Here is a 12,594-nt window from a genome sequence, read left to right as displayed (position 1 = left end):
AATACATGCATAACATAGAAATAATTGGAGATAATAAATATGAGTACTAGCACTAGACAAATTTAATTCAAATTTCAAATATTTTTGTCAGTTTAGAGTGAAATTTTTTCTCTAAAAGCACAAAGTTAATTATATTCTCTATTTGGAATTTTTATATTAAGCACCGCCCTTTAATTATATAACAAATCAGGGCGGTGTTTTTATATTATTTTTTATAAAATTTCTTCTTTTTTTTGCTTGAAGCATTTTTACCAAAAGGTTTTCTTTTTTTATTTTGTTGTGTTGTACCTTGTTTAGCTGAAGACTTACGATAATCAGCTTGTCGTATTGTTCCACTATGTTTAGTAGGCTTTACAGATTTTGGTTTTTGAGCTGTTGCTGCTGAATCTTCTGATACACGGATACGGTCTATTTTCATTTTGATAAATGTTTCAATGGCTTCAAGACGTTTTGCATCCTTTTTAGTCAAAATAGTATATGCTACTCCGTTATTTCCTGCACGTCCTGTTCTACCGATTCGATGAACATAATTCTCTGGTTCGTCTGGTAAATTATAATTAAAAACATGCGAGACACCTTCTACATCAAGTCCTCTTGAGGCTACATCAGTTGCAACCAAGAACTTGATTTCATTGTTTTTAAATGCTGTCATGACACGCTCACGTTTAGCTTGTGTTAGCGCTCCGTGTAATGCTTCAACGTTAAAGCCTGTAGCAAGCATTTCTTCATAAAGTGCGTTAGTACCCATTCTAGACCTACAGAAGATAATAGCTTTGTTTGGATAGTTTCGATTTAGTATCTTGATAAAGTCATCAAATTTTCTTCTGTTAGATGTTACTACAACAAATTGAGTGATATTTTCAAGTGTAATTTGTTTTTTTGGAGCTTTTACATATTTAGGGCTTGTTAGATACTTATTTGAGAATGTATCTACAGTATGGTTAATTGTTGCAGAAAAGCATAGTATCTGCCTATTATCAGGTAAGTGGCTAATAATGCTATCAATATCTTTCATAAAGCCGATATGGAACATCTGATCAGCTTCATCTACGACTAGTGTTTTTAGCTGACTAAAATTAATTGAACCTCTCCTTAAATGATCCAAGATTCGCCCAGGTGTACCTATGACAAGTTGAACATTACCTTTGAGTTTGTAAAGTTGTGCATTTACGTCTTGTCCGCCATATGCTGCAAGAATATTTAGAGGCTTCATTTCAGCGAGTTTCCTTGCAACAGCGGTTATTTGTATCGCAAGTTCACGTGTTGGTGTGATGACAAGACCTTGGATATAATGATTTTCAATATCTATATTTTGAAACATTGGAAGCAGGAAGGCAAATGTTTTACCTGTTCCAGTTTGTGCTTCTGCAATCAAATCATATCCAGCCATGACAAGCGGTATGCTTAACGACTGAATTGGTGTTGGTGTTGATATGTTTTGACATTCGAGAGCGTATACTAAATCTCGCTTGATTCCTAATTTATAAAATGACATGGTTTATTTTCCTCACATTTCAAGTTAATTTTGAATACAGTCCTTTTATTATATCATAACCAGTTACCCTTGTTTTACTAATAACAATAAATACAAATGTAATAAAGGATATTGTAATATATTTCCTTGTTTTATTTGAACAGACAACATTAATCTAGATATGTGAATTGATTATTTATTGCAAGGAAATGAGGAGGAATTCGATTTATTATGAAATGATGTAAAAATAAATGGAATAAAAGGTTTTTTATAATAAATATAGAAAAATATCATAAAGACATGTTTTAAAATGAAACATTAGGAGGTATTTATTAATATAGTGAGTATTTGCATAGAAACTAGAAGACTTGTATTAAGACAATTCTCTATTGAAGATGCCGTAGAATTACATAAAATTTGTAACGAGTCATACATTCTAAAATGGATGCCTGATTGGAGAACTAGCTTAGAAGATATGAAGGGATGGATTAAATGGATTGATAAACAATATGATAAAGCTACAAAAGAAACTGCAAGAATAATGCTTGCAGTGACACTTAAATCCACTGGTAAACTAATTGGTATGGTTGGAATAGGAAATAAAGAAGAAGTTGACAATGAAATTGAAATAGCTTATTTTATTTCTGAAAAATATTGTAACAATGCTTATATCAGTGAAGCTGTAAAATCTATGATAGAGTGGGCTTTTGAAATCCTAAAGCTAGAGTTTATAATCGCTATTGTAGAAATAGACAATTATCCTTCACAGAGAGTAGTAGAAAAATGTTGTTTTACAAAGCTTGATACAAGAATGATACTTAATTCTGGTGATACAGAAGAAAAACCATTTTATTACTATAGAAGATATAATAGTAGTACAAGATAAAAATATGATTGTAACATATCTTTAACAGAATTGAACTAATATTGTCTATTTATATTAATTTTGAATATAAAAGGGGTATTATATTGGAAAATGAAAACACATCAGGTCATGGTTCTTATCAGTTACGTAACTAATAAGAGTTTCAGTAATATAAGAGTCCACCCGATAATATATAAGAGGTATTTGAAAACTTGGGTTGCAAAGTCACCAAATTTGGGTAATAGTTAGAACTAATATACGAAGATTAAAAATTTTGTGAACAAAAAGACTAGATAATAAGGAGCTTGAGATGAGTAGAATTAAAATATGTTTTATTATATTAGCTTTAATTTTTTTGATTTGTAGTTGTGTGAATGAGTCAGGTGATAATATTGTACCAAAAGGATTATCACAGTTTGAAAAGGGAAATTATCTTGATGCAATAGCGCTTCTTAATGAAGCAATAGAAGTAGGGACTAAAGAGTATTCTTTAGAACAAGTCTATATTACATTAGGAAGATGTTATGTTGAACTAGATATGTATGATAAAGGAATAGCTGAACTTAAAAAGGCTATAGAGATTGATGACAAGAATTATATAGCTTGGTTTAATATTGGTATAGCTTATTTTAGTAATGAGAAGACAGATTTAGCTGAAGATGCACTTTTGGTTGCAAAGAAATTGAATCCTAGTCATGCTGATACATATTCATTATTGGGTGCTTTATATATAAATAAGAAAAATGATATAGAGAAAGCTATTAAAGAATTTGAGATGGCTATAGAAATTAATCCAAATTTAGTGAAAGTTTATGGGTTTCTAGCAATCGCATATGCAATGAATGGTGATTTTGATAAAGCAGATGAGTATTTATTACAATCAAAATTATTAGGATACAAAAATTATGAAATGATAAAAGAAAAAATTGACTTATTAAGATAAATACTTCGTCATCGAAGAGAATGGTTTAGAAGTTCTGATTCAACGACGTCGTAGATGCGAAACGGTAGACGAAAAAAGAGCAATTTAAATGCTTGCCTGTATAAAAATAAATATGATCAAGGAGAGATATTATGAAGTTTGTGGAATGTATAGATGAAGATTTTAGTGGTGTAGTATCAGTAATACAAAATGGGAAAAACATATATCAAAAAGCCTTTGGATATGCGGATTTGCCAAATAAAGTTTTAAATGAAATTGATACAAAGTTTGCAACTGCATCAGCAGGAAAAGTTTTTGTTGCTGTAGCAATTTTGCAACTTATTGAACAAAATCAACTATCTTTTGATAGTTATATTGGTGATATATTGCAATTTGATTTAAAAGAGATCGATCCCCATATTACAATTAGACAATTACTTAATCATACTTCAGGAATACCAGATTATTTTGATGAATCAATAATGGACGATTATGATGAGCTGTGGAAAGATTACCCCAATTATAAAATTAGAACATCATCAGATCTAATTCCATTATTTATCAATAAGTCTATGATGTATAATACAGGAGAAAAATTCCAATATAATAATACTGGATTTGTTGTTCTTGGTCTTATTATTGAAGCAATTACTGGTTTAAAGTTTGATACATATATAGATGAGAATGTTTTTAAGCCATGCGGAATGTTGAATACTGGATATTATGAATTGGATAGACTACCTGCAAAATGTGCAAATGCATATATATATGATAAGATTACAAAAGAATTTTATACAAATATTTACAGCGTGGACGTGAAAGGAACAGGTGCGGGTGGAGCATTTACAACTGTTATTGATATAGAAAAATTTTGGGATAACCTTATAGATTGTAAGTTGATATCAAAGGAAATGCTAAGCGAAATGCTAACTCCACAGGTGGATGAGAATTGCTATGGATATGGTATATGGATAGATGAAAAAGAAGATGGCATATATAGTTATCATTTTGAAGGTTGTGATCCTGGTGTTAGCTTTTTTACTTCATATGACAGGCAAGAAGATTTGCTTATAACACTGGTAAGCAATTTTGGATGTAATGCGTGGCAGGGTCACAAAAATATTATAAAATTGCTAGTTAAATAGTTTAGATCGGCTAGTTGCGTGAAACGATTGAAAGCCTTACCTATGCCTATAAGTAAAATTATTTTTATTGAAAGAATCACTTTGTAAAAATATAATATAATATTAGTAATAGATAAAGTTCATAAGGAGTGATTTAAAATGTCATTAGCAAAAGAATTACTAGATAATTTCAATAAATTGCCAATAGACAGTCAAAAAGAAGTAATTGATTTCGTTATGTTTTTATCACAAAAGGAACAAAAAAAACTTGAAGAAATAATGGATGATATCATAATAAATAATAAAGAAGCATTAGAGGAGTTAGGTAAATGAAGCTAATATCTTTAGAAAATGTAGTGCTTTATCATAAAAGATAATAAGTGCTACTGTAGGGAGTTTAGGTATAAGAGATATTGGTTTGATAGAAAGTTCATTAAGTAGAGGAATAGTAAGCTTTGATGGTAAGGATTTATACAAAACTGATATAGAAAAGATTTCAGCAATAACCTATTCATTAATTAATAATCATGCATTTATAGATGGTAACAAGAGAATAGGAGTATCGATAATGTTATTACTATTAAGAATAAATAATATTAATTTAGCGTATACACAAGAAGAATTGATTGATTTAGGATTATCTATAGCTGAGAATAAAATTGATATATTTGACATAGCTGAATGGATTGTTGGCTACAGAGTATAAATATTTATGTGGTCTTTTTTTATTTGGGTAAAAGGTATATAAAAATAACCTCACTTAACAAAGCTTTTAGCTTAACATCTAATTATAGAATAGGAACAAGTAAAGAATACAATGATAATTATTTGTTTGCTTTAGAGTTGGAGCAAGGTGCACTTGATGAAGTTGGAGGAGTAGTAGAATATTGTATACCTTTTTATAATGAAATGGAGAGTCAATTTAATTAAGTGTATTTAAAACAGAATAAATATTAAGATAAACCATGATATAATAATATATTTCATGGTTTTATTTTTTTACAAAATATAATGTAGAAATACATGAAATAAAAGGTTTTTAAACATAAATATAGAAGTATTATGAGAGTGTAATATAGGGTAATAGATATAAGTTTTCTAAATACATATTACGCTAATAATGTGAAGTTTTAATAGTAAGTTGTTTGTGAACACTTATTAAAAACAATAAAAGGGGAGGATTATATTTTATGTTACCTACTACAGAGATTTTGAAAAGTTAATAAGGTAAAAATTCGATAGTGCTATTAAACATGTGAATTTAAAATAAAAGAATATTGAATATTTATACGTCAGTACTTCGAAGCTATAATTTTATTTTTTTAGCTTCATTACATTACTAAATATACACAGTTTACAGAAGTGGAGAAGAAGCGTCACATTATCCATATTTACTCAATGAAAATAATAAGAGTAAGTTAAAAGCAAAAGTTTATTATTATGTAGAATACCGGAGGATAAAAAAGTGGGGAAAAATGAAACAAAGTTTTATAAATGTTTTCAAAATATTATTGGTGAAGAATATTTAAAATCAAAATCAGTAGATAAAAAAATAATAAAAGATGATATATTTTTATCTTCAAATTATCGAGATTATAATTTTAATGATGGTATAGTACGTATTATAGAAGAAATTTTGAAAAATTTTAAAAGTGATTTAAATATTCCATCTAGATCTTTAACAAGTTATATTGATGGAATGATAGTGAAGCATCCACAACTAGGAACTAGGATTATTGAATTTGATGAAGAACAACATTTTAATCCTTATAGAAAAGAGGCACTAACAATATTAAAGGAAAAGCATATAGATTTATGGTTTATTGAAAGCTATTTAGAATTATGTAAGGATATAAAGCACTTTGATATTATGCTTAAAAAGCAAAGGATTAAATACAAAGCAGATGATATTTTAAGTTTAAATGAATTTTATGATATTCTTGTGAATACACCTAATAATAGTAATTATATTAAAGAAAGACCAGGATTTGATTTTGTAGGTGGGAGAATTGCTCAAAGAGCCTATTATGATTTACTTAGAGATTTAGCTTATTTGTCTCCAAAAAACTCTCATTTGAAGCAAATTATAAGGTTTTCTAAGTATGAAATTGAAAGGGAATTTAAAAATAAATTTGAAAAATTAAGTGATGAAGAGATTGGAAATTTTATTGAAAAAAGATTAGAGATAATAATGTAATGTGTTGTAATTAAGTTTTAGTAAAATTAACTTAGTATAAGTGTATATAAACATGGAGCCTAAGATATATTCTCAGGTTTTTTTATATATAAAATAAACAATTCTGTATCACAACTTAACTGTTTTTATTTAGTTCACATCTACCATAGATATTTTTCAGCTTAATGAAGTTGATGAAGTAGTAGAATATTGTATACCTTTTTATAATGAAAATGGAGAGTCAATTTAATTAAGTGTATTTAAAACAGAATAAATATTAAGATAAACCATGATATAATAATATATTTCATGGTTTTAGTTTTTTGTAAAGTATAATGTAGAATACATGAAATAAAAGGTTTTTAAAGATAAATATAGAAGTATTATGAGGTAAACCAAATATATGACATCAAATATTAATATTTTAAATTAAAGATAATAATTGAAAGGGAATGATGAAATGAGTTTATTTAATATTCAACCGAATATTTCAAAATATAATTTAGTAAATAAAAACAATCAGGTCAGTCCGAATTATGATTTGAAAAATAAAGAAGTCTATTATGAATTGTATTTAAGCCCTGAAAAGGAAATATGCATTGTTGGAAAACTAGATAATAATTATATCGTGTGGTGTTCATTAACAAAATTAAGTGATAAAGAAATTAACGCAAAAATTTTTGATTGTATAGCAAATTCTAATTATAAGATAATTTCACAAGAGTACAAAGTATTAGGCAAAAAACAATTTGAGAAAATCAGAAAATGGTATAAGTGCATGATTAGAAAATCATTAATTCCAGAACGATGTTGGGAGACACCTTTTGGTCACGGTTATGGTGATGATAAAGAAAATCATGGTAGGTATTTTTCTAATGATGTTCAGACATTTTTCGATGAACAATTAAATAAATGTGATTTTAGAATTAGTGAAGATTGTTATTTAGATATACTAAAGAGTTATTTTGATATTTTAACTGCGGACACAGATTATTGTTATTACTTTAAAATGAAACCTTTGATTTCTATTTTAGAATGTGAATCATATTTGAGATTATGTCAGGATGTTAATATAAGAGCTTTATATTTAAAATGTATGGAAGAATGTAGTGTATTATATAATCGTTATATGACAGTAGCCAGGTAATAAAATTGACAAACTTATATATAAACCCAGATTATTCATAGAAAATTAAATGTATTTTATAAATGAACCTTATTTTTCGAATGAATAAGCGAAGCACACTAAATTTAGGTTCTTTACTCATAATACAAAATTAACAGCACACTATAGGGAGTTATATGAAGTAAGCACCACTTTTACTAGAGATTAAGGTCATTATGGATGTGGAGGATAAAGAATATGATTTTGGATTTACTAAATAAGAGATGTAGTATAAGAAATTTTAAAAATAAAAAAATATCGAGTGATATTATTAATTTAATTCTAGAGGCAGGAAGACTGTCGCCTTCAGGCGGAAATGAACAGCCATGGAAATTTGGTGTAATCACTGATAAAAAAATGATACATCAAATTGCTGAAATATCGTATAATCAATCATGGATCAAGACATCTCCACTTTTGATAGTTTTATGCACAGTTATAGTCGAAGATAATCGGGGTGGAAGAAGTATTCAGAAAAGTAGGTTTCCACGTTATAAAAAAGAAATAGATGAGATAGAGAAAGAGTTATATTCATATTTGAATTTAGAAGAACATCAGACTAAAATTCCAGGCACGCATATGGAAATATGTGCTTTAGAAAATGGGATTTATTCTACATGGGTATCTTATTTTGACGTAGAGAAGGTTGCTAAAGCATTAAGATTGCCTCATAATTGTGTCCCATCAGAAATTATAGCATTTGGATATCCAGAAAATGAACTAAAGCTTAAGGATAAGAAAAGTATTAATGAGCTCACATTTTATAATTGCTATGTGGAAGATGAAAGATAGTGAAAGCAATGCTTCGAAGGTAATGACGGAAGTTGTTGGGAAATTTCAAGGATGTTATGGCAAGATGAATAAAAAATAAATTTTAAAACAATGTTAAATTATTACAATCAACAAAGTAGGTCAGTTGTCAACACATCTAACAAAAGACTTCTGTTCGCTATGGTGCACCTAAATAAGAGTGGATTTTATAGTTAGTGGGAGCAAGGTTTAGTTAAACTACTTAACAGTAAATGGGTAGGTTAACACATTCTAAGGTTGAGGAACGTCGCAAATCCGGAATGTTATATGGCATTTTCCTCACGCATTTTTGGTTTTCCTTAAGGGTTTGGTAGATATATTTATAAGTAAATAATTGATATTTTAGTGAAAGGAAGTAATTTAAATGATTAAGAAATTAACAGATAGGATTTATTATATGCAACATGGAGAGGAAACTGATAGACCTTCTTTAGGACTTATATGTGGTAATAAATATAGTTTGGTAGTTGATGCTGGAAACTCTCCTAATCATGCAAAAGAGTTTTTTTCCGAAATAGAGTTAATGAATGTTCCGCCATTGAAGTATTTAGTAATTACACATTATCATTGGGATCATATATTTGGAATAAAAGCAATGGATTTAGTTACTATAGCTAATTGTAATACAAAAGAAAAGTTAGAGGAAATGAAAAAGTTAAAATGGGACGATGCTTCACTAGATAATTATTACAAAAACGGAAAATTTAATGAATTTACTATAAATTGTATAAAAAAGGAGATTCCAAATAGAGATAATTTTGAAATTGGTGATTTAGATATTGTATATGAGAATAGTATTGAAATAGACTTAGGAGAATTAAAGTGTATTATTAAAAAAGTTGGAGGTGACCATACTGATGATTCATCTGTTATCTATGTACCAAAGGAAAAAGTATTATTCTTAGGAGATTGTGTATATGGTGGTAGATATAATGGAGAGTATGGTTATACGAAAGAAAAGTTATATCAAATGATTGATAAAATCGAGAAGTATGATGCGAATCAGTATATTATTTCACATGAAGATATATATAATAAAGATAAAATAAATGATTTTTGGAATCAACTGAAAATAGCTGAACAGATTGTAGGAAAAGATATATCTATTGAAGAAGCGACTAAAAGATATTCTGAAAAATACAATAAACTACCTTCTGAAGATGAAAGTTTTTATATGAATTGTTTTGCAAATGTTAATAAGGCATTATTAAAGTTATAATAAATGAAATACGTGGCTAAAGTAGGCTATTTTTCTTGGGTATTCTTCTGGGGGCATGGGGAAAACATCACATAACAGAATGTTTCAGTTTGCTACGTACATTCTTTCACCGTGTCCGAGCACCGCCTACGAAGAAGGGCTCCTCTATGAGAGTATGTGAAATCCATCTTATAACAATGAATCTAGCAAGGGTTAGCAATGTATCAAGCAGACCTCGTAAGTTCAATGACGTTGCAGATGCGAGACGTTGTGCCCGCGTTGGGTCATAAGCTTTGGATTGGTAACTCAAGTAAAAAATAGTTAGAACTAAAATACAGAGATTTAAAAGTTCTGCGAAAGGGGGTGAGAGAATGTGAATAGAATTTCAATAATAAAACAATATGTCGATAAAATTATTGAAAATATAGTATCTGCCGAGGAACGTAAAAACGCATATGTTCATACTTATGGTGTTGCTCAATGTTGTTCAATAATTGCTGGAAGAAGAGGATTAAATCCCGAACTTGCATATATTAGCGGACTTTTACATGACATATATGCTTATTATACGGGAAGCTACTTATGTCATGCGCAAAGTGGTGCGGATATGGCTCGTGCAGCAATCAGAAGGATGAATATCTTTTCTGATGATGAAAAAATGATTATTTTGTCAGCAATTTTTTACCATTCCAATAAAGAGCTTATTAACGATGATTATGATGAAGTCTTGAAAGATGCAGATATTTTACAGCCTTTTTTAAATGATTCATGTTTTCGTGTGTTTTCTCTTGCTGTCCCACGCCTTAATAAAATGCTTGATGAATTTAAAATTGCTGCAACACCTATCGAATATGGACGAGAACAAGAAAGATCAACGAAAAATATATTTAAAAAGTCAGTATTTGCTGATATTGCAGAGGAACTCGCTGCAAAACGAATATGTGGTGAAAAAGACAGTAAGATTTATATGGATATTATCAAGTATTATCCCGAGACTACTGCCTTTGACGAACTAAAAAATAGTTGGTGTGCCGCTTTTGTCTATCATTGTGCATTAAAAGCTGGGATGGAACTTCCTATTAGACGACCACCATTTAAATACAGATTTGCAGGAGTGGGCACGTGGTATGAATGGGGCAAAGCTAATGGTTTTTGTTTTTATGAAAAAGACGGATTTGTACCTTCGAGAGGTGATATTGTTATTTATAATAATATTGTTTCTCCAGATAACAAACCAAAAGATAGTGCATGGCATGACCATATCGGTATAGTACTTTCTTGTGAAAGTGAATTTCTTGTTGTTGCGGAAGGTAATATAAACAACGAGAATGTTTCAGGAGTTATAAAAAGAAGGCGTAATAATACAATTGGTTGCTTTGTAAGAATACCTGATGATTATAAATACGACGGCTGGAATTGCAATTACAAGGCATATTATATTCACACATTATAAGCATAATACGAAGTTAAGTTGGTTTGCTACCTTTTAATTTTTGTGAAACAGGAGATTTTATTTAAGGTCGCCATGTCCTGTGATTCTTGCTCCGCGGGGCATCGTATAACAATACATCTTTGTAAAGGACTGCAGGGTATTCCTCTTGGATTTATTGAAGAAGTATTCCTAAGGATTACTGTTCATACCTTGAGACAGTTATTTGCTACTCACTTATTAGAAGGAGGAATAGATTTGAGATATATACAAGAACTATTAGTTACAAAAGTTTTATAACAATTGAGATACATACACATGTAACTAATAGAGTTTTAGTAATATTAAGAGTCTTTTAGATAATATATAAGAGATATTTGGGTAATAGTTAGAACTAACATATGGAGACTTAAAAGTTATAAGACATTGTGCACTATATTAAAAGAGAGAGGGAGGATAATGAAAAATTTTTTTAGAAAACACTCTATATTAGTATTTTATGTGGTAACTTTTTTGTTCACACCTATATTTTCTCTTATCAACGTCTATGTTTTTCCATCCGCACATATAGATGGAGTTATTTTTCCTCAATTTGTGCCGGGCATTGTGGCAATTATTTTAATAAGATTAACAGAAGGGAACATAGGAATAAGAAAACTATTATTGAAGTTTAAAGTCAGTAGAGAAATAATGATTTGGTTAATAATAACCATTGTTATTCCAATAGCAATGGTAGGTATCAGCTATTTATTATTATCGGTAATAGATTACGGCTATATAAAGAAGATAACTTTAAGTGAAGCTTCCTTACCATTACTAATAGGTACACTTATCTGTAGTATTGGTGAAGAAATTGGTTGGAGGGGGTATATGTTACCTAAACTTCAATCTATTCATAGTCCATTCATTAGTAGTGTAATTTTGGGTCTTTTTTGGGGAATTTGGCATTTTAAATTTCAATATGGTTTAATTGGATTTTTGCTATTCATTTTGATTGTAATTGAATTATCAATACTTTTTACGTGGCTGTCTACTAAAACAAATGGTAACCTTATAATAGCAACAATCTTTCATGCAATATTTAATTTTACTACAACTATTTTATTATCAACTACAATAGGAATAAAGATGTTTGCTGTAGAAGTTATTGTATTCGGTATTTTTTGCATTATAGTATTACTTGTTTCTGGTTGGGGATTAGAGAATAATAAGTTATATAGTAGTACTTAAATTTAAGACATGTAATAACTTAAGCTAAGCAAGTTTTCCGTAAAAGATATCTTATAACAGGATGTTTGCACAAGATATGGCAGAGAGAACGTCGGCAATACGATTCTGTTAGTTATGTGACAGAAAAAATCTATGTTTTTATATTGAGTTGTAATACAACATAAGTCTTAATTGAATAATTAGTTAATAATTGAATTAATA

The 12,594-nt window shown here is 29.1% G+C and carries 13 protein-coding genes and 1 pseudogene; 13 read left to right on the top strand and 1 reads right to left on the bottom strand.

Going from position 1 to position 12,594, the window contains the following annotated elements:
- Positions 1–403: 403 nt before the first annotated feature.
- Positions 404–1,495: pseudogene (locus AYC61_RS01580) on the bottom strand (DEAD/DEAH box helicase); the annotation flags it as partial.
- A 319-nt stretch (positions 1,496–1,814) separates the two neighbouring features.
- On the opposite strand from AYC61_RS01580, the gene AYC61_RS01575 reads away from it, so the two are divergent.
- The 13 genes from AYC61_RS01575 (at position 1,815) to AYC61_RS01520 (ending at position 12,393) form a co-directional block, all read left to right on the top strand.
- Positions 1,815–2,360, top strand: a complete 546-nt coding sequence (locus AYC61_RS01575; RefSeq protein ID WP_066495805.1) for a GNAT family N-acetyltransferase — start codon at positions 1,815–1,817, stop codon at positions 2,358–2,360.
- A 289-nt stretch (positions 2,361–2,649) separates the two neighbouring features.
- The gene (locus AYC61_RS01570; RefSeq protein WP_066495796.1) at positions 2,650–3,282 is read left to right on the top strand and encodes a tetratricopeptide repeat protein; all 633 of its coding nucleotides are present in this window, start codon (positions 2,650–2,652) and stop codon (positions 3,280–3,282) included.
- A 131-nt stretch (positions 3,283–3,413) separates the two neighbouring features.
- On the top strand, positions 3,414–4,406 hold the full coding sequence (locus tag AYC61_RS01565; RefSeq protein WP_066495795.1) for a serine hydrolase domain-containing protein: 993 nt from the start codon (positions 3,414–3,416) through the stop codon (positions 4,404–4,406).
- A 138-nt stretch (positions 4,407–4,544) separates the two neighbouring features.
- Entirely contained in the window at positions 4,545–4,718 is a 174-nt protein-coding gene (locus AYC61_RS20900; protein ID WP_156456290.1) for a DUF2281 domain-containing protein, read from the top strand.
- 85 nt (positions 4,719–4,803) lie between these two features.
- Positions 4,804–5,091, top strand: coding sequence for a type II toxin-antitoxin system death-on-curing family toxin (locus AYC61_RS01560; RefSeq protein WP_338026009.1), 288 nt, complete (start codon positions 4,804–4,806; stop codon positions 5,089–5,091).
- Between the two features lie 23 nt (positions 5,092–5,114).
- On the top strand, positions 5,115–5,315 hold the full coding sequence (locus AYC61_RS01555; protein WP_066495794.1) for a hypothetical protein: 201 nt from the start codon (positions 5,115–5,117) through the stop codon (positions 5,313–5,315).
- A gap of 535 nt (positions 5,316–5,850) precedes the next feature.
- Entirely contained in the window at positions 5,851–6,582 is a 732-nt protein-coding gene (locus AYC61_RS01550; protein WP_066495791.1) for a DUF7255 family protein, read from the top strand.
- A 439-nt stretch (positions 6,583–7,021) separates the two neighbouring features.
- Positions 7,022–7,708: a hypothetical protein gene (locus AYC61_RS01545; protein ID WP_066495787.1), complete on the top strand. Its 687-nt coding sequence runs from the start codon at positions 7,022–7,024 to the stop codon at positions 7,706–7,708.
- A gap of 216 nt (positions 7,709–7,924) precedes the next feature.
- Positions 7,925–8,518, top strand: a complete 594-nt coding sequence (locus AYC61_RS01540) for a nitroreductase family protein (RefSeq protein WP_066495786.1) — start codon at positions 7,925–7,927, stop codon at positions 8,516–8,518.
- Positions 8,519–8,900: 382 nt separating this feature from the next.
- Positions 8,901–9,755, top strand: coding sequence for an MBL fold metallo-hydrolase (locus AYC61_RS01535; protein ID WP_066495785.1), 855 nt, complete (start codon positions 8,901–8,903; stop codon positions 9,753–9,755).
- A 352-nt stretch (positions 9,756–10,107) separates the two neighbouring features.
- Positions 10,108–11,187, top strand: a complete 1,080-nt coding sequence (locus tag AYC61_RS01530) for an HD domain-containing protein (protein ID WP_066495783.1) — start codon at positions 10,108–10,110, stop codon at positions 11,185–11,187.
- Between the two features lie 72 nt (positions 11,188–11,259).
- Entirely contained in the window at positions 11,260–11,463 is a 204-nt protein-coding gene (locus AYC61_RS01525) for a tyrosine-type recombinase/integrase (protein ID WP_066495780.1), read from the top strand.
- Positions 11,464–11,622: 159 nt separating this feature from the next.
- A complete protein-coding gene (locus AYC61_RS01520) occupies positions 11,623–12,393 on the top strand; it encodes a type II CAAX endopeptidase family protein (RefSeq protein ID WP_066495777.1) in 771 nt (256 codons plus the stop codon).
- Positions 12,394–12,594: the final 201 nt, after the last annotated feature.

Origin of the sequence: Abyssisolibacter fermentans, assembly GCF_001559865.1 — a bacterium.
Taxonomy (GTDB): Bacteria; Bacillota; Clostridia; order Tissierellales; family MCWD3; genus Abyssisolibacter; species Abyssisolibacter fermentans.
The sequence above is the reverse complement of the archived record's forward strand: the minus strand, read 5'-3'. Positions and strand labels throughout refer to the sequence as shown.

Bases quoted from the DNA above. Each gene is read 5' to 3' on its own strand.
- AYC61_RS01525 (WP_066495780.1), top strand. From the start codon at position 11,260: ATGTCCTGTGATTCTTGCTCCGCGGGGCATCGTATAACAATACATCTT.
- AYC61_RS01545 (WP_066495787.1), top strand. From the start codon at position 7,022: ATGAGTTTATTTAATATTCAACCGAATATTTCAAAATATAATTTAGTA.
- AYC61_RS01535 (WP_066495785.1), top strand. From the start codon at position 8,901: ATGATTAAGAAATTAACAGATAGGATTTATTATATGCAACATGGAGAG.
- AYC61_RS01540 (WP_066495786.1), top strand. From the start codon at position 7,925: ATGATTTTGGATTTACTAAATAAGAGATGTAGTATAAGAAATTTTAAA.
- AYC61_RS01570 (WP_066495796.1), top strand. From the start codon at position 2,650: ATGAGTAGAATTAAAATATGTTTTATTATATTAGCTTTAATTTTTTTG.
- AYC61_RS20900 (WP_156456290.1), top strand. From the start codon at position 4,545: ATGTCATTAGCAAAAGAATTACTAGATAATTTCAATAAATTGCCAATA.
- AYC61_RS01565 (WP_066495795.1), top strand. From the start codon at position 3,414: ATGAAGTTTGTGGAATGTATAGATGAAGATTTTAGTGGTGTAGTATCA.
- AYC61_RS01520 (WP_066495777.1), top strand. From the start codon at position 11,623: ATGAAAAATTTTTTTAGAAAACACTCTATATTAGTATTTTATGTGGTA.